The following is a 17,537-nucleotide window of genomic DNA, read 5'->3' as shown; positions in this document are numbered from 1 at the left end:
CGCTTACCTGGTGGCCGGTGTCACGAGTCTGTTCTGATACGCGACGACGACCGCCTGCGCCCGGTCGTGCACCTCCATCCGCATCAGGATCCGGCAGACATGGGTCTTCACGGTCGCCATGGCGAGGTGCAGCTGGGCGGCGATCTCCTCGTTGGTCAGGCCGTACGCGATCAATGTCAGGATCTCCCGCTCGCGGGGCGTCAGCCGATCCAGGATGCCGGCCGTCGGACGGGCCGGGGAGGGCCGGGTGGCGATGCCGGCGATGACCCCGCGGGTGATGCTCGGGGCGAGGTAGCCGTTGCCCCTGGCCACGCACTCGATCGCGGTGGTCAGTTCGGCCGGCGCGGCGGCCTTGAGCACGAATCCGGATGCCCCGGCGCGGAGGGCCGCGTAGACGTGCTCGTCGTCGCCGAGCCCGGTCAGCACCAGCACCTTCGCGGTGTAGTCCGGGTCCGGGGTGAAGTCGTCGGCGGTGAGCTGCCGGGTTGCCTCGATGCCGTCCATGCCGGGCATGTTCAGATCCATGAGGACGACGTCCGGTGTCAGCTCGCGGGTCAGCGCGATGGCCTCGTCGCCGCTGCCGGCCTCGCCCACCACTTCGAGTTCGGGGTGGACCGAGAGCATCATGGCCAGCCCGCTGCGGATCAGCGTCTGATCGTCGGTGAGGAGCAGGGTGATCGGCATCAGCTCGTGATCCTCTCCGGCGCGAGCGACAGGGCGGACAGCGGGATGGCCGTCGGCAGAACGGCCTGGACGACGAAACCGTCCGGGCTCGGCCCGGTGTGCAGGGTGCCGCCGGTGGTCTGGATGCGTTCGCGGAGCCCGAGCAGCCCGTGCCCGGTGGACATCGGCGCGGCGGCGGAATGTCGTCGGCCCGGCGGCGGCGCGTCGTTCTGCACGGTGACCGTGAGCTGCTCGGGCGCCCAGCTCAGGACGACCTGGGCCGCGGTTCCCGGCCCGGCGTGTTTGAGGGCGTTGGTGAGCGCCTCCTGCACGAGGCGGTACGCGGCCAGGCTCACGCTCGGGTCCAGCAGTCCCGGTGTTCCGTCTGTCCGCTTGTCCACGGTCAGCCCGGCGGCGCGGGCGTTGGCCAGCAGCATGTCGATGCTGTCCAGACCCGGCTGCTGGTCGTCGTCCGTCTCGTCGGGATCGGTGGAGGCCGACCGCAGCAGGCCGAGCAGCCGGCGTAGTTCGTTCATGGACTGTCGCCCGACGTCCTGCACGGTCTCCAGGGCGATCTCGGCGCGGTGCGGGTCGCTGGCGAGCACGGCCCGCGCGCCGGCAACCTGGAGAACCATCACACTCACGGCGTGGGCGACGATGTCGTGCAGTTCGCGGGCGATCCGCAGCCGCTCGGCGCGCACGGCGGTGGCGCTGGCGGCGGCGCGTTCGGCGGCCTGCTGTGCGGCGAGTTGATCGGCGAGCCGGCTGCGGTCGCCCATCTGCCATGCCGTTCCGGTGATGAGCATGAAGACGAACACGAAGGTGAGCTGCCACGGGCCGTTACCCTCGCCGTGCACGAACAGCATGTAGGGAATCAGGCACGCCACCCAGGCCGATACCGACTGGAGCTTGGACCGGTGGTGGGCCAGCTCGTTGAGCGCCACGAACAGCCCGATCACGGGTGTGTAGTCGGTGAACCAGAACCCGCAGGCGCTCGCCCACAGCAGTTGGACGGCGAACACCAGCAGGGGGAGACGCCGCCGGAGCAGCAGGGTGGCGAGGGTGGCGAGACTGCCGACCGGGACCACCCACGGCGGTGCGTTTCCGCCGGCGCGCAGGCCGTTGCCGTCGCCCCAGACCAGAAGGTCGATCGCTGCGGCGGCACCCACGATCAGGAATCCGGAGAGCAGCTTCCGCTCGCGTAACCGGGATATCGCGTTCATCTTGCACGCGCCAGTGATCCGATCCCAATGCCTCCCGGCACGGTGATCTCGGTGTCGAGTTCCATCGGCGGCTTGTTGGGGTTCCACCAGGGACCCTTCGGCCCCGGCGGAGGTTTCCGCACGACGACGTCGGGGACACCGGTGGAGACCTGGTCACCATCGGGGACAAACCCGGACATGGCGCCGGACAGGGTGATCCTTGACGGGCTGATCGGCGTCAGATCTGTCCGCGTTCCGTCCTGGAGCGGCGCGGTGGTGATGCTCGGGTCGTCGGCCGCCGGTGCGGCCTGGGCCTCCTGCGCGCCAGCCAGGAGGGTCAAGGCGCAGACCCCCACCGTCCCGAGCAGGCCGAGCGAAATATGCCAGATGTTTGCTTTGTCGGTCATGAACCTATGGTCGGGCTTGGCGAAGCCCGGCGCGACCGGCTTCAGCGTTAAATCCGAGGGGTCCTCGTACCGCTGTGGCGGTAGTCCCCGGGGGGTATCCGTCTCCGGGCCCGGGGTCAGACCGTGGCGGTATCTCCCCGCCCTCATGACCCGCCCGGGGCTCAGAGGCAAGTTACAGCGCCGGCCCGACGCGTACGGGAGCTGGTGAAACGACGATTACCTCAGCGATCACCGATGAGAAACAGGGGAGTGCAGCGGATGGCCAGGGAAGAATCGGAAGAGACGCCGGCGTCGGCCGAGCTGCGCGCCCTGATGGTCATGGCCTCGCACGACTTGAAAAACCCGCTGGCCAGCGTTACCGCGCACGTCGACATGATCCGGGCCGACTACGCCGACGTTCTGGACGAACGCTTCGCCCGCGATCTCGCCGCGATCGAGCGTGGCCTGGGCCGGATGACACGGCTGACGCAGGACCTGCTCGACTACGCCAAGGCCGATCACACGCTCGACATCACCTCGGTGTCGTTGAGCGGGATGGTCGCCGACGTCATCGCCGACCACGTCCTCACCGGTGCCGATCCGCCCGAGATCGTCGTGGGCGAGACGCTGCCGGACGTGCCGGCCGACGCCGGTCTGCTGCGGCACGTGCTGGACAACCTGGTCGGCAACGCCGTCAAATACGCCCGGCGCGCAACGACGTCCCGTATCGAGATCAGCGCCCACCCGCAGATCGACGGTTCGGTGCTCGTCGAGGTCGCCGACAGCGGCATCGGCATCCCGGCCGCCGACCGTTCCAAGATTTTCGACCCGTTCCACCGGTGCGCCAACAGCGCCGGTTATCCCGGCACCGGACTCGGCCTGGCCATCTGCAAGCGCATCGTCGAACGCCACGGCGGACGTATCGGCGTCGACCAGAACCCCGGCGGCGGCAGTCGCTTCTGGTTCACCGTTCCCGACATCGACAAACCATGATCGGTACGTCGGGTGGACTGATCGGGTGCCGGAAACGCCGAACGGCGGCCCGCCGAGAGCGGACCGCCGTTCGTGGATCGTCGATCAGAGCGGGCGAATGTTCTCCGCCTGCAGGCCCTTCTGGCCCTGGGTGACGTCGAACTCCACCTTCTGGTTCTCGTCGAGGCTGCGGAAGCCGCTCGACGCGATCGCGGAGAAGTGGGCGAAGACGTCGGCGCCGCCGTCGTCCGGGGTGATGAAGCCGAAGCCCTTGTCAGCGTTGAACCACTTCACGGTGCCTGTAGTCATGTCTGCTCCTTCGCAGGCTGTAGGAGGCCGCACTGTGCGGACCCCTGACGCCGCCGCGTTGATCACCCGCGTCGAAACGACACGAACAACGAAAAAGCGCCTGGACGGGTTTCAAATTACCCATCAGGCGCTAAAAAACGTCTACGGAAATCAAAACTGCAACGTGGTCACACTAGCACATGTTGTCCCGAGTGGGGTCCACCCGGGTTGGAGTGAGCTCCGTCGCCGACGTCCGGGCCGGCACAAGACACGCGGACTGAGCGGGCTGCGGCGTCGCTGAACATCTCTACCTGTCCAGGAGGCGGACCCGGGAACGGGACACCCGGGTCGGGACCGGGGGCGGGTCGACAGCGCCGATATCCTCCAGGCTGAACGCCGCCCGCTTCGATCATCGGCAGCAGCTTCTATGCCACCCCAGGGAGTCGACGATCTTCTTTTTCGAAGGTGAACGTGCCGGGTTGGCGAAGCGGCGGTCCCCGCTGGCCGGCTTCTGGGCGTTGCTGACCGGCGGTGTCCTGCTGCTCGTGCTGACGGTGGCGCTCCAGCCGGCCACCGATGTGCGCGGCTGCTCGAACTACGGCGGCAACGGAAACGGCAGCGCCTTTTCCGACGAGGTCCGGGACCTGAACTACCACCTGCTGCTGCTTTTGTGGATAGTTGCGGTCGCCGTGGAGCAACTGCTGCCGGTTACCTGGAACGGTCGGAGGGCAGGACCGATCGTCCTTCGTGCCCTCCTCGCCGTCGCGCTTGTCGTAACCGCATCCTGCTGGGTAGGGGTCAAGCTCCTTCTGCTGTGTCATTAGAGGCCGCGGCGACCAGGGAGATGTCGAAGCCGGCGCCGCTGCGGGCCAAGCCGACCAGGAGAACCCCGGCCCATTCGAGGGCGTTCGTCATCTCGAGCCCGCCCGCGTCTCGGGGCCGCAGGCCCAAGCTCTCCAGGAACGCCGCGACCTGCTTTTTCGCCTCGGCGCTGTCGCCGGCGAAGAACGCGTCCAGCGGCCGATCCCCGGCCAGGACACCGCGGAAGATCGAGTTGAAGGCCTTCACAACGTGGGCACCGTCGGGGGCGACGGCGGCGATCTGCTGGGTCACCGAGTTGCCCGCCGTGGTCACGAGTCCGTTGACGTCGGAGTTGAACGGGTTGGTGATGTCGACGAGGATCTTGCCGGCCAGCGCATCGCCGTAGTGCGTGACCACGTTGACCGTGCTCGCGTGCAGGACGGCCAGGATGACGATGTCGCCCGACGGCCGCGCGCCGAACGTACCGAAGGTGGCTTTGTCGCCGATCTCGTCGGCGAGTGCCTGAGCCTTGGCGGCGTTGCGGCTCATGAATTCGACGGTGTGGCCGTGCCCGGCCGCCCGGGTGCCGATGGCGGCGGCCATGTTGCCCGAGCCGATGATGCTGATAGTGGTCATGACCTGTGCTTTCTTGTCGAGTGAGGGTGTTCAGATCGCCGTGGCGCCGCCGTCGGCCACCAGTTCCATGCCGTTGACGTAGCTGGAGTCGTCCGAGGCGAGGAACAGCGCGACCGACGCGATCTCCTCGGGCCGGCCCATCTCTCGCCGCGGGATCACCGACTCGAACTGCGCCTTCGTCTGCTCGTCCATCACCTCGGCCAGGATCGGCGTGGCGACCTGCCCAGGGGTCAGCACGTTCACCCGGATCCGGCGGTCGCGCAGCTCGGACACCCACACCCGTGCGTAGGCGGGCAGCACGGCCTTGCTGGCCGCGTACACGCTCCAGTTGGGGAATCCCCGCAGTGAGGCGTTCGACCCGGTCATGAAGATCGAACCGCCGTCGTTGAACAGCGGCAGCGCCTTCTGCACGGTGAACAGCGTGCCGCGCGCGTTCAGCGAGAACGCGGCGTCGAACTGCTCCTCGGTGATCTCGCCGAGCTTGCCCTGCTCGCCGGTCCCGGCGCTGGTCCACAGCACGTCGATCGCGCCCTTCTCCCGCTTGACCGTCTCGAACAGGCGGTCCAGGTCGGCGAGGTCGGCCGAGTCGCCCTGGACGCCGGTGACGTTGCGGCCGATCAGCTGGACGGCCTCGTCCAGCGCGTCCTTGCGGCGGCCCGTGATGAAGACGTACGCGCCCTCCTCGACGAACAACTTGGCGCCGGCCAGCGCCATCCCGCTCGTCCCACCCGTGATCACCGCGACCTTGCCATCGAGCTTGCCCATGACGACCCCTTCGTTATGTACACCGATCTGCGTACTTAACGTAGCGGGCCCTCAGGTGGGGCGCAAGCTATGTACACCGATCGGTACCCGTGGCTATGCTGGGCGGGTGGCAGAGCTGGAGAAGGGGCCTCGGGGCCTGCGCCGCGGCCGGGGCGCCCGCGAGCGCATCCTCGGCGCGTCCCAGCAACTGTTCCGCGAGCAGGGCATCAACAGCACCGGCCTGGACCAGCTCTGCACGGTCGCCGAGGTGTCCAAACGCACGCTCTACCAGCACTTCGCCGGCAAGGACGAGCTGATCGCCGAATACCTGCGCCGGTTCGACCCGGACGTGCTGCCCGAGGTGTTCGACCGCTCCGACCTCACGCCGCGCGAGCGCCTCCTGGCCGTCTTCGACATCCACTCACCGCTGTGCCCGTTCATCGCGGCCGCCGTCGAGATCCCCGAGGCCGGCCATCCGGCCCGCGTCTATGCCCACGATTACAAAAAAGCTTTCGCCGTACGGCTCACCGACGCCGCCCGTGAGGCCGGTGCCGCCGACCCCGAGCAGCTCGGCGAGCAGCTGGCCCTGCTGCTGGACGGCGCTTCGGCCCGCAGCCGGGTCCTCAACGCCGACGCCTTCACCACCGCCGCGGCCATCGCCGCCGTCCTGGTCGACAACGCTCTCCCGCGTCAGCCGTCCCGGACGGCGCTCGACGGAGCCAGGTCCGACGATCTGCGGTCATCCGGCGGACTCACGCGTCCGGACGGCACCGATGTTGGCCGCGACGACCAGCGCGATGGCCAGCCCCTCGGCCGGGGTGAGCTGCTGGTGCAGAACGACATAGCCGGCGACGGCCGCGACGGCCGGCCCGAGACTCATCAGCACGGCGAAGGTCGTGGTGGGCATGCGGCGTAGTGCCAGCAGCTCCAGGGTGTAGGGCAGCGCGGACGACAACAGCGCCACGGCAGCGCCCATCGTCAAGACGTACGGAGGCAATAGCCTGGTTTGTGCTGTGCCGACGCCGAAGGGGAGCGTGATCACGGCGGCGGCGGTCATGGCCAGGGCCAGGCCGTCAGCCTTGGGGAAGCGTCGCCCGGCCCGGGCACTGGCCACGATGTACCCGGCCCAGACCGCGCCGGCCGCGGCCGCGAAGCCGATCCCGGCCGGGGTGAGTCGATCGAACCCGGTGCTGCTCAGTAATGCCACCCCGGCGGCGGCCAGGCCGGCCCACAGCCAACTCGCCGCGCGGCGGGCGGTCACCACCGACAGTGCGAGCGGTCCCAGCACCTCCAGCATCACCACCGGTCCGAGCGGGATCAGCGCGATCGCGTGGTAGGCCAGGGTGTTCATGCCGGCGAGGGCCGCACCGAACCCGGCGATCAGCAACCAGTCCGCGCGCCGATATCCGCGCACGCGCGGGCGGCAGACCGCCAGCAGCACCAGCGCCGCGATCGTCAGCCGCAAGGTCACGACGCCGTCGACCCCGACGCGGGGGAACAGCAGCGCCGCGACCGCACCGCCGAACGGACCCGACAGCAAAGCCGCCAGCACCAGCCCGACCGCCCCGGCCTGTCGTGTCGAGGGCACCGATATGTCAGCAGCGTTGACCATGAGATCGACGCTAGGAGCCGCCGCGCGGCCCGGGAAATGCCGAATATGCTGCGGTTATGCTCTGCAGTTATGACCGTCGAGCTGCGGCATCTGCGGGCCTTCCTGGCCATCGCCGACGAGGGCGCCATCACCCGGGCCGCGGCCCGGCTGCACCTGACGCAGCCCGCGCTCTCCCGCACCCTGCGCCAGCTGGAAGCCCACCTCGGCGTCCGCCTGATCGACCGGAGCACCCATCACCTGCAGCTCACCGCGGCCGGACGCGCATTCCAGCCGCGAGCCGCCGCCGCGGTCACCGCCGTCGCCGAGGCCCTCGACCCCGCCCGCGCCGGGGCGTGGCCGCTGCGCCTCGGCCACGCCTGGTCCGCCCTGGGCGAACACACCACGCCGCTGCTGCGCCGGTGGAAGCGGGAACACCCGGACACGCCCCTGCAGCTGCTGCGCGTCGACGATCGCAGCGCCGGGCTCGACCGGGGCGCCGTCGACATCGCCGTCATCCGGGGCGAGGCCGACCTGCCCGCCGAGGTGAACACCGTGGTCCTACTGCTCGAACCGCGCGTCGCCGCCGTCGCCGCTGACAGCCCTCTCGCCCGGAAAACACGGCTCACCCTGGGCGATCTCCGCGGCCAGTCGATCGCCGTCAACACCATCACCGGCACCGGAACCCTCGGCCTCTGGCCTGCTGATGACACCCCGGACGACACCGTCGAGGTCGCCAACACCGACGACTGGATCGCCGCCATCGCCGCCGGCCACGCGGTCGGCGTCACCACCACGGCCACCGCGGCCACGTATCCGAATCCGGCTGTCGCCTACATCCCGCTCGTCGGCGCACCGGCCGTCCCGGTCCAGCTGGCCTGGAAGCAGCCACCGAGCCACCCGGCCGTACCGGACTTCCTGACCCTCGCCCGGAGACTGATTCCCACCACTCGCCGTGAGAAGCCCTGAATTTATCCGCAGCTGGGCGTGGTGCCGTTCAGGAGGGGGACAGGCCGGTCCGGGTGGACTCACTCCGACCAGATCTTGTTCGAATCGCAGGACTGAGCCGGTGTGCCGTTAACCTGGCTCGGTGACCCAAGACTTCACCGTTACGCTGCCGCGCAAGCGGATGGGGGCTGGCGCGCTACTTACCGATGGTCAGGGCCGGGTGCTGCTGGTTGAGCCGACCTACAAGGACTACTGGGAGATCCCGGGCGGTGCGGTCGAGGCCGGCGAGTCTCCGCTGACCGCGGTCGCACGCGAACTCAAGGAAGAGCTCGGCCTGCCGGTCCGACCGGGTCGGCTGCTGGTGACCGACTGGGTGCCACCGCGCGAGGGGCGCACCGAAGGTCTGATGATGCTCTTCGACGGCGGAATTCTGGCACCGGAGCAGACGTCCCAAATCCGTTTGCCGATCGAGGAATTGCGTAGCTGGGCTTGGAGCACCGAGCGGGAGGCAGGCGAGCGGCTGTCGGAGTTGCTGGCTCGGCGGATCACCGCGGCGCTGCGGGCCCGGGCTGACGGCACAGCGTTGTACTTGGAGAACGGTTCCGTCGCGATCTGACGACCCACGCTCAGGTTCCGCGAGTCAAAGACCGCGCGGAACCTGAGCGTGGGCGACCTGCGGTCACGCGGCCGCTGCGGACGGCGATCGTCGCCGCGGGCCAGAAGCATTAGCCAGCAAACTGACGCCGCCCGCACGGTAAAGGCTGTCGTGGATCCCGTCGGCGTAGAGCAAACCGGCCAGATCGGTCTGGGCCTTCGCGATCCGATGACCTCGCTGGAAGCCGGCGGCGCCGATGAGCGGCGCAAGATCGTGTACGGCCCGGACTGCCGTGTCTACACCTGCGGCCTTTCCCAGCCGCGCGAACGTTCCGGCATCAGGGTGCCCGGCTTCGGCGAGCCGGGCGGCGGCCAGGACAGCGAGCAGCGATGCCGTGATTTCGGTGTGGGTACGGCCGATGGTGATCGACGCGTTGTCCCGGATCCGCTGCAGACGACCCGACCGGTGTCGGTCGGCCAATGTGCCCGTGACCAAGCTGTGAACGCCGGCAGCGGCACCCAGGGCGGTGGCAGTGACCAGAGGTCGGAATCGCGCGAAATGCTGGTGGAAGACTTCCAGTCCGCAGCCGGGCCGGCCCAGCAGCGCGAGGCTGGGATCAACGCATACGTCGTGCAGGCGTAGCACGCCCCATGTCCAGCCGCCCAGCCCGGCCGGCTCGATCATCTCGCGCTCCAGATTCGGATCGTCGGCGTCAACGACTACGGCACTGATGTGCTCGTTCGGCCCGCGAACGAACACGACGAACGCTGCCGCCTCGGCAAGCCGCGAAACCCAGCATTTCTCACCGCTTAGCCGCCAGAGCCCGTCGTTGGCGCGGATGGCGCGGGTGGTGATCTCGCGGATTCGCGAGCCGCCGTGCCGCTCCGTGGCCGCGATCCCGATCAGTTCTCCGGCTTTTAGACGTCGGTCCCAGACTTCGGCGGTGGCCGCGGGCGCGTGTGTGAGCACCATTGCGCCGTGCCCCGGTCCGACGCAGTCGCGCAGGTCGAGGTCGCGGGCACCAGCGAGGAACTGCCACAGGATGCCCGCCGGACCAGCCGGCACCAGGTGCCCCCGGGCCGCGAGCGAACGGCGCGCCTCGCGCAGCCATGCCGACCAGGCCACGACATCACCCGGCGATGGTGCGGCTCGAAACAACTCACCGAGCGCCGCGTCAAAATGCTCCAAGTGGTGCCAGGCCGCGGTACGGAGTTCCGGGACACTGCTGCGTAGCGGCTCCAGCCAGGCCACCGCGTTCATCGAGCTACCCACCCGTGCGATACGGCGGGTACGCCGTACACGATCGTGTCGTCGGTGACGTCGCGCGTGACCACCGACCCGGCGCCGACCAACACGTTGCGGCCTACTGCCACGCCGGCCAGCACAACGGCGCCTGTGCCGACCTTGCAGCCCTCGCCGAATACGGGCGGGTTCAGTGGCATCTCGCGCTCAGGGTCGCGCCAGATCAGCTGCTTGTCGTTGATCGTTCGTACTCCCGCGCCGAGGAACACATGATCACCGACGACCGTGTCTGCGGTCAGGTGCGAACCGGGGGAGCACCGTACGTGCGAGCCGATGCGCGCACCACGCTCGATGGTGAGATTCGCGGCCAGCTGGCTGGCCGTGCCGACCGTGACATCGGTGCGCAGCAACGTGTGGTGCCCGATCGTCGTGTCGTTGCCGATCGTCACCCCGGCATAGACGATTGCGCCGGCCCGGACAATCACCCGGTCGCCCAGGACGGTATCCGCGCCGGCGCCGGCATAGAGCCCGCGGACGGCGTAACCGTACTCCGGCTCGCCCAGGATCGTGTGATGACCGATGTAGGCCTGTTCGCCGATGGTCAGGCCGCCGTGCAGCACCGCGTACGCGCCGACGGTGACGTACCCGCCGATCACGATCGGGCGAGACTTCCCCTTCAGATCGGCGGGCACGAACACGGTCGTGGGATGCAACTGGCAGCCCGGCCCGACCTGCAGCAGCCCGGCCTGCATCAACTCGGCGGCGGACCGCAGCTCGGTGATCTCTTTCGAGAGTGACATCGGAACTCCTTCGGATCTATCTACTAGCCGCTGGAAGGAGCGGCGAGCCCTGCTTCGAGTGCAGCGGCGCCAGGATCCGAAAAGAAGGCACGTCACTTTCCGTGCAAACGACTTGCGTGATCTGCAATCAGGCGGTGAGGCTCAATGTTCGTGCGATGAACGGAGCTAACCGTGAACGCACCACCGCAGTGGGCCGCGAACACCGCGGTGCAGCAAGCTGTCCAAGCACACGACTACGCCGCCATCCTGCGGTTCTCCCGGATCGCGGCCGGTTTGACCCTTGAGCAGCTCGGCGCGGCCGGCGGCTACTCGGCGTCCACACTGTCGCGCTTGGAGAGTGGACGCCGCGCTATCCGCGATGTCACCGAGCTGCGTGCCTTGGCTGACCTGTACGACGTACCTGCACAAATGCTCGGCCTGGCAACCCCACCCAGGCCGGTCGGCGGGTCTAACCTGACCACAACCGTGGACGGAGAGGGTGACACCGTGCAGCGACGCAATTTCCTTGCAGGCGCAGCCGCGCTCGGCGCCACCGCTGCGCTACCGGCGACCCTGGCTGAGGCCGCGCCGAGTGGTAACACCATCGAAGACGTGCTGTTCGGCCGGCTCACCGCCGAACCGTTGTCCCATCAGCAACTGGCCGCGCAGATCGCGGCTGCCCGCGCCGACTACCGTGCCACCCGCTATACCCGACTCGCCCGTCGCCTGCCGAAGCTGCTTGCCCAGGCGTCCGCAGGCTCCCGCACGACCGGTCTAGACGGTCAGGCCGCGGCGGCCCAGCAACTGGCCGAGGCGTACGGTGTCGCCACTCAGCTGTTGATCAAGCTGTACGACAACGGCTTGGCATGCGTTACCGCTGACCGTGCTGTACAAGCCGCACGGACCGGCAACGACCCACTGATCCTGGCCGAAAGCCAACGACTGGCCGCGACCGTGCTGCGCCGCGCCGATCACGGCGACAGCGCCCAGGCACTTGTGTTCGAAGCCGCAGCACAGCTGCGCAGCTTGGCCTCCGACACCACTGCGGCCTATCACGCTATGTACGGCCAGCTGCTCGCCGGGCCGCCTACACCGCCGCGACCCGCGACGACCGAGACGCGGCATGGGCCCTGCTGGCCGAGGCCGCACAACCCGCGCACGCCGCCGGAACGTCGGCTCGCTTCAATTCCACCGAACTCGCGGTTTATCGCATCAGCATCGCGCGCACACTCGGCGACTACGGTGCCGCTGTCGACTACGCCCGCAAAGTCGACCCACGCGCCATTACCGATATTGAACGCCGCGTCCGCTACTGGGAGGACGCTGCCCTGGCGCTCCACGGCCGCGGAAGGCCGGCCGCCGCGTTCGAGACGCTGCTGGCCGCTGAACGCGACGCCCCTGAAGAAGTGCGTTACCGTCCATGGGCGCAACGCCTCACTCACGATCTGCTCTCGGCCCCGGCCAGCCGCAGTCTTTCCGGCATACGCCAGTTCGCCACCCGTGTCGGTGTCGTCTGAAGTCGTTGTGACAGACGTTGCGAGTTCGCGGACTCACAACGGAATTAGCTGACGCTACCAGGTCGTCGATGCTCCCGAAGCTGTCCGCCCGGTCTCTGGAACGTGGGCCGAGGTTTGATATGTGGGGGGCAGCGTCGGTTCTCCCGGTGAGCGTGTCTGTGCCAGCTGGTTAACAGAATCGGTATGAGCACCTTACGCGATAAATGGGGCATAGTTCCGAAGCTTCGCGACCATTGCGCCCCGCCGCCTCGTGGGATAGGGATGGAGTCCGTTTATTCGATACTGATGGAGGTTGATCTTGCCAGGTCGCAATAATCGGCGCCGGCGGCGGCAGGGGCAGCCCATCACGCCGCCGGGGCCGGCCAGTTCGGCACCGCAGTGGGTTACCAATATCCTTCTCTATGCATATCCAGCGTCCGGGGTTCTCGGAATTTTTGCTGACTCGTCCGGAGTTCTCCAGAGTCCTGGTTGGATGCTTCTGGCGCTGTCAGCAACATGCATTATCGTGGGAACGGTCATGCTGGTCGGGCGCAAATTCGGCTGGTCCGGGATACGCCGGCAATACGCCGTTTCGATTCTTGCGGTGAGTTTTGCCGTGTCTACGTGGGGCATCATCCAGCTGATCTCCGAGGGGGCGGAAAAGAAGCGCGAGCAATTGGCTCGCACGTGTACCGCAACGGGTGACTATATCGACGCAGCATTCAGAGTCGCTTCTCTAGGATCGGTATCCGGTGGGAAGGCGAGAAACACCGAGGAAGCCGATAAAGAGAGATTCGAGGCGATTGGAGCACTGACATCGGCAGCCAATGAATCCGAGTCGGATCAGGCGAAGACTATCGCCCGACAGTTCAGCGCCCAGAAGACGGCCAGTATCGGTTATGCCGGCAAGAACGACGGTGAGATGGTGCGGCTCGATATAGAGGCGGGGAGAACGCTCCGCAAGATGGTCGACCTGTGCCGCGACTCAGGAAATGAAGTCTCCACTAAGTTGCCCTTCGTAACGCCCGCGACGGCTTCGTCGGCGTGCGCGTTCTTCTTCCAGTTCCAGCGAAATAATCCGCACGCCAGCCAGGCAACCGACCGGCAGCACGAGCAAGCCGCCATCGCCCTCGAAAAATTTACCTATCACGCCGAGTTTTCCGGTGACGGCGATATCCGTGCAGAAGAACGCTTGTTATATGAATCTCTTGGGCACGACCAGGTCAATGGAAACCCTCAGGAAGAAATTGTTTCTGAACGCCGCATCGCCGACCTTTGTGCATCGCGTGGTTATCCCGATAAGTAGTCCCTGCGATCTCCTCACCCGCCCTTAGGTTCTGCCTGTTCAAGAACGTTTCACGCAGGAGCGCTCCATAAAGAGCGCCCAACAGCGTCGAAGAGTATTTCTACGCAGGTCAGGAGGGTCGTACAGCGCGACCTCTTTACTACGCTTGCTCCCATTACCTCTCCCTCGCCTCCGGAGTGCTCTATCGAGGGGTTTATCGAGAGTTCGGGTGCCGGCCGATCACTCCGTGGTGGCGAAAGTGGCCAGGTGCCTCGTTGGCCCCTTCGTCAGGAGAGCGTCGGTTGACCCGTCGCCTGTGCATGGTCTCGTAGGACCAGGCGGACCGCGCGGCGCACCACGAGTTCCGCGTCAGCAACAGGCGACCTGTCGTCGGGCAGCGAGACCGTCGCAGTCGACTCTTTTGGCGACCTCGATCTCCAGTCAGCCCGGCGCCGGCGACCGGGTGGGAGTTCCGGTCGGCTGACACCGCATCGGGTTCGGCGGACCCGTACGGGCCGGCCGGCAACACGTTCACCGCCACCGTCACGTAGGCATGGGTGGACGTCGAATTGACGCATGTGCAATTCTAGGTAGTATTCCCTGCTTCAGCGGATCATGAAACGGGGAGGAACTTTGCGGAAACGCAATTTGTTGAGGGCGGGGCTCGCTCTGGTGCTGAGCGGGTTCGCCTTTGTTATTCCGGCGGCGACGCCGGCCGCGGCCGCGAGCTCGGTGCAGGCGACGATCGGTGGCTACCCGGTCTGGGCGCACTTCAACAACCCGCACGCCGCCGCGAACGGCGCGGACAACACCATCCACCTGGAGCTGCAGCGGCTGATCGACGCCGCGCCCAAGGGATCCACCATCCAGGGGACCCTCCACTCGCTGAGCATCGACTCGGTGGCGCAAGCCCTGGTGAACGCGGAGAAGCGCGAAGTCATCGTGAAGGTCGTGATCGACGGCAAGAACGAGGCGTCCACCGACTCCGGCGTCGCTCTGCTCAAGACGCTGAAGAACCACAAATTCTGCTCGTACGCGTCGACCGGGGGCCGGGCCTGCATCAGCACCAGCGGCGACGGTGACATGCACACCAAGATGTTCACCTTCACGTCCACGACCGACCCGAACGGTGTCACGCGGTCCAACGTCTCCTGGTTCGGTTCGGCGAACATGACGTACACGACCGGCCCGAACTCGTTCAACAACGCCATCACGGTCTACGGCGACACCGCGTTGATGAACGGCCTGAACGCCAACTTCACCGACATGTGGAACGGCAAGCACGTCGCCGGCAACAACTACTACGACTCCGCCTCGGGTCGTGGGTACTACCAGGCCACCGCCGCGGACGCATACGCCTCCCCGGAGGCCGCGGGTGAGACCGACACCATCGTCACCCGGCTCAACGACGCCACCCCGGACGCGAACTGCCGGCTGCGGATCGGCATGGCCTTCATCACCGGCGGCCGTCCCGGCATCACCAGCCTGGTCAAGAAGTTCAAGTCGGAGGGCTGCCAGATCTGGGTTGTCGTCGGCACCAAGGCCGACGGCAGTATCGACATGACCGAGAGCGTCTACGACGACCTGATCGGCGCCGGGATCAAGATCCACCGGATGGACATGGTGCACGACAAGTTCTTCGCGCTGTACGCGAAGTTCGGCGACACCTACAACTACCGGATCTACACCGGTTCGCAGAACTGGAGCGCGGACGCGCTGACCGACAACGACGAGATCTTCGTGAAGATGGCGCCGGAGTCGGGCACCACCCACCCGCTCTACGACGCGTACTTCACCCACTTCAACGACGCCTACAACAACGGCGTCGCCTGCACCGCCTCGAACTACCCCTGCAAGTAAGGGCCGAAGTTCAAAATTAGGGCCGCGCCCGGCAACGGGCGCGGCCCTACTGCGATGCGAGCGGTCAGGCGGGAAGGTCGAATTCGCCGTCCTTGACGCCGCCGATGAAGGCTTGCCATTCGGCGTGGGTGTAGGTGTGTGGTGTCTTGCTGCGGTCTTTGGTGTCCCGCACTGCGACGCCTTCGTCGGTGATCGCCACCTCGACGCAGCTTCCGTTGGCACCGCTGCGGGTGCTCTTCTTCCAGCGTGCGTTGGTGAGGTCCACGCGTCGCTCCTCTTCTAGTCGGCGGCCGAAGCCGCCCTTTCCATCATTTGCGTTGTGTCTCGGGGGCTCAAAGCTTGGGCGGCGAGGCGCTGGAAGGTGGTTCGGTACCAGGCCACCTCCGAGTCTGTTTCTACGAAGAGTCCGCCGCCAGCGTTTTCCATGTAAACCAGCGGGACGTCGGGCTCCTGGAATTCGAGGAGGTGGAAGGACCCCGGCATCCCGCCGTGAGCGCCCGCGCTGAAGGGGATCACCTGGAGCGTGATGTTCGCCCTTTGCGACATCGCGACCAGGTGGGTCATCTGCTCGCGATGAACCTCGACGTTACCGACCTGGCGTCGGATTGCTGCCTCATCCAGGATGACCCAGAGGTGCGGCGCGGCCGGACCGGTCAGCGCCTCCTGGCGCCGCATTCGGATGTCGAGCCGCGTCTCTATCTCTTCCTCGGGGAGCTCCGGCGCGATCGCGCGGATGACCGACTCGGCGTAGGCGCGGGTCTGCAGCAGTCCGAAGACGAAAAGGCTCTCGTAGACCGAAATGCGTGCCGCGTCGGCCTCGAATGAGGCGAGTGACCGGTAGATGTCCGGAATCGAGCCACTCTCGAAGAGTTCCAGCCACTTGAGCTGCTTGGAGCGTTTCCGCAGCTCGTGCATGGCGGCGCGCTTCTCCGGGTCGGTGACGCCGTAGTAGTCCATCAGGTGGTTGAGGGTGCCGGCCTGCGGCGTGGTCTTCGCGGTCTCGATCCGATGTAGAGCGCCCTGCGACAAGCCGGTGTCCAGGCCGACCGTCTCGCGACTGCGGCCGGAAGCAGTGCGCAGTTCGAGCATCTCGGCAGCGAGGCGTCGGCGGGCGACGGTCGGTGCTTGCCTGCGAACCGGCATCGGTTGCGACTCCATCCGTGGGGGCTCCTGTTCATGAGTCTCCCGCGCGTGCACGCGGCGTTGGGATGAGGGGAGCATCTTTGACCGGTTGCAAAAGTACATGAGGTACTTGTACTGTCGCGCATACGTTATCCCGCCATCACGCCTGGTGATCTTGCCGATGACGGCAGGGGTCAGGACGTGGGGAAACGTGCCTTGCTGACCACGGAGGTCACGATGCACAGAGGAAAACAGGGCCATACCCCCATGAGCGGGGAGATGCGGCGGCTCGGGCCTGCGGCCAGTGATGCCGTGCTCGGGGCGTTTGCCCGGCTGAACAGGTACGGGCCGGGCGGCCTGCGCCGAGCCCGGATGCTGCTGGTGGACCTGCTCGGGTGGACGCCGGAAGCGCTCGAACGCTGTGTGGCGATCGAGCGGGACTTCCCCGGATGGGTGGCCTGGTATTACCCGGCCGAGGCGGAGCGGGCGGAGTTCTGGGCCGCGACCCGTGAGGGGGACCAGCGGCGGCTGCTCAGCAGCGCGGATGTCGACGGGCTGAGGGCAGCCATCGCATCCGTGTCGGCGGCGCCGGGCCCCACCGACTTGCGGGCGAATGTTCGTACCCCATCGAATTGTCTTTGAAAGGACGGCCTGTGATCACGCAGAGCGAGCTGATCGCGGCGCTCGACGCGCTCGGGATGGACGCTGAAGTTCAGATCAACCTGGACGGGGTTCCGCTGAGTATCAACGGGATCAATCTCGATGGGCGGCGCGGGGTGATATTTCTGCGGCCGCATCCGGAGCAGGTTCCCGAGGCGTTGCGGCGGTTCGTGGCCGCGGTGACCGCCGCTTCCGAGGGTGGGCGGCAGGAGCATGCGGTCCGGCACAACGCGCGCGGCCATTACGAGCTGTTGCAGGCCGGCGAGTAGG

Annotated in this window: 20 protein-coding genes and 1 pseudogene; 10 read left to right on the top strand and 11 right to left on the bottom strand. The window is 67.1% G+C overall.

Features of this window, described 5'->3' with window-relative positions; all coding sequences use genetic code 11:
* Positions 1 to 3 precede the first annotated feature (3 nt).
* Genes ACSHV8_RS25170 through ACSHV8_RS25160 form a run of 3 tightly spaced genes read right to left on the bottom strand, consistent with a single transcriptional unit; the run spans position 4 to position 2,272 of the window.
* A complete protein-coding gene (locus ACSHV8_RS25170; RefSeq protein ID WP_436536334.1) occupies positions 4 to 684 on the bottom strand; it encodes a response regulator in 681 nt (226 codons plus the stop codon).
* The gene (locus ACSHV8_RS25165) at positions 684 to 1,886 is read right to left on the bottom strand and encodes a sensor histidine kinase (protein ID WP_436536332.1); all 1,203 of its coding nucleotides are present in this window, start codon (positions 1,884 to 1,886) and stop codon (positions 684 to 686) included. Before ACSHV8_RS25165 ends, ACSHV8_RS25170 begins: the two co-directional genes overlap by 1 nt.
* Positions 1,883 to 2,272: a hypothetical protein gene (locus tag ACSHV8_RS25160; RefSeq protein WP_436536330.1), complete on the bottom strand. Its 390-nt coding sequence runs from the start codon at positions 2,270 to 2,272 to the stop codon at positions 1,883 to 1,885. Before ACSHV8_RS25160 ends, ACSHV8_RS25165 begins: the two co-directional genes overlap by 4 nt.
* A 258-nt stretch (positions 2,273 to 2,530) precedes the next feature.
* Here ACSHV8_RS25160 and ACSHV8_RS25155 point away from each other — a divergent pair, with 258 nt between their 5' ends.
* A complete protein-coding gene (locus ACSHV8_RS25155; protein ID WP_436536328.1) occupies positions 2,531 to 3,244 on the top strand; it encodes a sensor histidine kinase in 714 nt (237 codons plus the stop codon).
* A gap of 84 nt (positions 3,245 to 3,328) precedes the next feature.
* On the opposite strand, the gene cspE is transcribed toward ACSHV8_RS25155, so the two are convergent.
* Positions 3,329 to 3,532 (bottom strand): transcription antiterminator/RNA stability regulator CspE, encoded by a 204-nt coding sequence (cspE, locus tag ACSHV8_RS25150; protein WP_436536326.1) that lies wholly within the window; start codon positions 3,530 to 3,532, stop codon positions 3,329 to 3,331.
* A gap of 458 nt (positions 3,533 to 3,990) precedes the next feature.
* Between cspE and ACSHV8_RS25145 the strand changes: the two genes are divergently transcribed.
* Positions 3,991 to 4,335, top strand: coding sequence for a hypothetical protein (locus tag ACSHV8_RS25145; protein WP_436536324.1), 345 nt, complete (start codon positions 3,991 to 3,993; stop codon positions 4,333 to 4,335).
* Here the strand turns inward: ACSHV8_RS25145 and ACSHV8_RS25140 are convergent.
* Complete coding sequence (locus ACSHV8_RS25140) at positions 4,310 to 4,948, bottom strand: NADPH-dependent F420 reductase (protein WP_436536322.1); 639 nt, start codon at positions 4,946 to 4,948, stop codon at positions 4,310 to 4,312. The two genes, ACSHV8_RS25145 and ACSHV8_RS25140, sit on opposite strands and share 26 nt — an antisense overlap.
* Before the next feature lie 30 nt (positions 4,949 to 4,978).
* A complete protein-coding gene (locus ACSHV8_RS25135) occupies positions 4,979 to 5,713 on the bottom strand; it encodes an SDR family NAD(P)-dependent oxidoreductase (RefSeq protein ID WP_436536320.1) in 735 nt (244 codons plus the stop codon).
* Here ACSHV8_RS25135 and ACSHV8_RS25130 point away from each other — a divergent pair.
* A pseudogene (locus ACSHV8_RS25130) lies at positions 5,610 to 6,005 on the top strand (TetR/AcrR family transcriptional regulator); the annotation flags it as partial. The gene ACSHV8_RS25135 and the pseudogene ACSHV8_RS25130 sit on opposite strands and share 104 nt — an antisense overlap.
* A 426-nt stretch (positions 6,006 to 6,431) precedes the next feature.
* Here ACSHV8_RS25130 and ACSHV8_RS25125 read toward each other — a convergent pair.
* Positions 6,432 to 7,304: an EamA family transporter gene (locus ACSHV8_RS25125; protein WP_436536318.1), complete on the bottom strand. Its 873-nt coding sequence runs from the start codon at positions 7,302 to 7,304 to the stop codon at positions 6,432 to 6,434.
* Between the two features lie 69 nt (positions 7,305 to 7,373).
* Between ACSHV8_RS25125 and ACSHV8_RS25120 the strand changes: the two genes are divergently transcribed.
* Positions 7,374 to 8,249, top strand: a complete 876-nt coding sequence (locus tag ACSHV8_RS25120) for a LysR family transcriptional regulator (protein WP_436536316.1) — start codon at positions 7,374 to 7,376, stop codon at positions 8,247 to 8,249.
* A 121-nt stretch (positions 8,250 to 8,370) separates the two neighbouring features.
* Positions 8,371 to 8,844 (top strand): NUDIX domain-containing protein, encoded by a 474-nt coding sequence (locus ACSHV8_RS25115; RefSeq protein ID WP_436536314.1) that lies wholly within the window; start codon positions 8,371 to 8,373, stop codon positions 8,842 to 8,844.
* Positions 8,845 to 8,907: 63 nt separating this feature from the next.
* On the opposite strand, the gene ACSHV8_RS25110 is transcribed toward ACSHV8_RS25115, so the two are convergent.
* Together ACSHV8_RS25110 and ACSHV8_RS25105 are read right to left on the bottom strand one after the other, a co-directional pair.
* The gene (locus ACSHV8_RS25110; RefSeq protein ID WP_436536312.1) at positions 8,908 to 10,083 is read right to left on the bottom strand and encodes an acyl-CoA dehydrogenase family protein; all 1,176 of its coding nucleotides are present in this window, start codon (positions 10,081 to 10,083) and stop codon (positions 8,908 to 8,910) included.
* The gene (locus ACSHV8_RS25105) at positions 10,080 to 10,865 is read right to left on the bottom strand and encodes a DapH/DapD/GlmU-related protein (protein WP_436536310.1); all 786 of its coding nucleotides are present in this window, start codon (positions 10,863 to 10,865) and stop codon (positions 10,080 to 10,082) included. The genes ACSHV8_RS25110 and ACSHV8_RS25105 overlap by 4 nt, the downstream gene beginning before the upstream one ends.
* A 171-nt stretch (positions 10,866 to 11,036) precedes the next feature.
* Between ACSHV8_RS25105 and ACSHV8_RS25100 the strand changes: the two genes are divergently transcribed.
* From ACSHV8_RS25100 to ACSHV8_RS25090, 3 genes are all read left to right on the top strand, one after another.
* The gene (locus tag ACSHV8_RS25100) at positions 11,037 to 12,413 is read left to right on the top strand and encodes a helix-turn-helix domain-containing protein (protein ID WP_436536308.1); all 1,377 of its coding nucleotides are present in this window, start codon (positions 11,037 to 11,039) and stop codon (positions 12,411 to 12,413) included.
* Positions 12,414 to 12,833: 420 nt separating this feature from the next.
* Positions 12,834 to 13,646 (top strand): hypothetical protein, encoded by an 813-nt coding sequence (locus ACSHV8_RS25095; protein WP_436536306.1) that lies wholly within the window; start codon positions 12,834 to 12,836, stop codon positions 13,644 to 13,646.
* A gap of 612 nt (positions 13,647 to 14,258) precedes the next feature.
* Positions 14,259 to 15,485, top strand: a complete 1,227-nt coding sequence (locus tag ACSHV8_RS25090) for a phospholipase D-like domain-containing protein (protein ID WP_436536304.1) — start codon at positions 14,259 to 14,261, stop codon at positions 15,483 to 15,485.
* A gap of 64 nt (positions 15,486 to 15,549) precedes the next feature.
* On the opposite strand, the gene ACSHV8_RS25085 is transcribed toward ACSHV8_RS25090, so the two are convergent.
* Complete coding sequence (locus tag ACSHV8_RS25085; RefSeq protein WP_436536302.1) at positions 15,550 to 15,750, bottom strand: DUF397 domain-containing protein; 201 nt, start codon at positions 15,748 to 15,750, stop codon at positions 15,550 to 15,552.
* A 14-nt stretch (positions 15,751 to 15,764) separates the two neighbouring features.
* Positions 15,765 to 16,643, bottom strand: a complete 879-nt coding sequence (locus tag ACSHV8_RS25080; protein WP_436536300.1) for a helix-turn-helix domain-containing protein — start codon at positions 16,641 to 16,643, stop codon at positions 15,765 to 15,767.
* Between the two features lie 231 nt (positions 16,644 to 16,874).
* On the opposite strand from ACSHV8_RS25080, the gene ACSHV8_RS25075 reads away from it, so the two are divergent.
* Positions 16,875 to 17,249, top strand: coding sequence for a hypothetical protein (locus tag ACSHV8_RS25075; RefSeq protein ID WP_436536298.1), 375 nt, complete (start codon positions 16,875 to 16,877; stop codon positions 17,247 to 17,249).
* 11 nt (positions 17,250 to 17,260) lie between these two features.
* Positions 17,261 to 17,536, top strand: a complete 276-nt coding sequence (locus ACSHV8_RS25070) for a hypothetical protein (RefSeq protein ID WP_436536296.1) — start codon at positions 17,261 to 17,263, stop codon at positions 17,534 to 17,536.
* Position 17,537: the final 1 nt, after the last annotated feature.

Source organism: Actinoplanes sp. HUAS TT8 (assembly GCF_051380535.1).
Taxonomy (GTDB): Bacteria; Actinomycetota; Actinomycetes; order Mycobacteriales; family Micromonosporaceae; genus Actinoplanes.
Note: the sequence above shows the minus strand (reverse complement) of the source record. Positions and strands in the feature narration are given on the sequence as shown.

Coding starts and splice junctions, on each gene's coding strand:
- ACSHV8_RS25170 (WP_436536334.1), bottom strand. CDS start 684: ATGCCGATCACCCTGCTCCTCACCGACGATCAGACGCTGATCCGCAGC.
- ACSHV8_RS25165 (WP_436536332.1), bottom strand. CDS start 1,886: ATGAACGCGATATCCCGGTTACGCGAGCGGAAGCTGCTCTCCGGATTC.
- ACSHV8_RS25160 (WP_436536330.1), bottom strand. CDS start 2,272: ATGACCGACAAAGCAAACATCTGGCATATTTCGCTCGGCCTGCTCGGG.
- ACSHV8_RS25155 (WP_436536328.1), top strand. CDS start 2,531: ATGGCCAGGGAAGAATCGGAAGAGACGCCGGCGTCGGCCGAGCTGCGC.
- cspE (WP_436536326.1), bottom strand. CDS start 3,532: ATGACTACAGGCACCGTGAAGTGGTTCAACGCTGACAAGGGCTTCGGC.
- ACSHV8_RS25140 (WP_436536322.1), bottom strand. CDS start 4,948: ATGACCACTATCAGCATCATCGGCTCGGGCAACATGGCCGCCGCCATC.
- ACSHV8_RS25135 (WP_436536320.1), bottom strand. CDS start 5,713: ATGGGCAAGCTCGATGGCAAGGTCGCGGTGATCACGGGTGGGACGAGC.
- ACSHV8_RS25125 (WP_436536318.1), bottom strand. CDS start 7,304: ATGGTCAACGCTGCTGACATATCGGTGCCCTCGACACGACAGGCCGGG.
- ACSHV8_RS25120 (WP_436536316.1), top strand. CDS start 7,374: ATGACCGTCGAGCTGCGGCATCTGCGGGCCTTCCTGGCCATCGCCGAC.
- ACSHV8_RS25110 (WP_436536312.1), bottom strand. CDS start 10,083: ATGAACGCGGTGGCCTGGCTGGAGCCGCTACGCAGCAGTGTCCCGGAA.
- ACSHV8_RS25105 (WP_436536310.1), bottom strand. CDS start 10,865: ATGTCACTCTCGAAAGAGATCACCGAGCTGCGGTCCGCCGCCGAGTTG.
- ACSHV8_RS25095 (WP_436536306.1), top strand. CDS start 12,834: ATGCTTCTGGCGCTGTCAGCAACATGCATTATCGTGGGAACGGTCATG.
- ACSHV8_RS25080 (WP_436536300.1), bottom strand. CDS start 16,643: ATGGAGTCGCAACCGATGCCGGTTCGCAGGCAAGCACCGACCGTCGCC.
- ACSHV8_RS25075 (WP_436536298.1), top strand. CDS start 16,875: ATGAGCGGGGAGATGCGGCGGCTCGGGCCTGCGGCCAGTGATGCCGTG.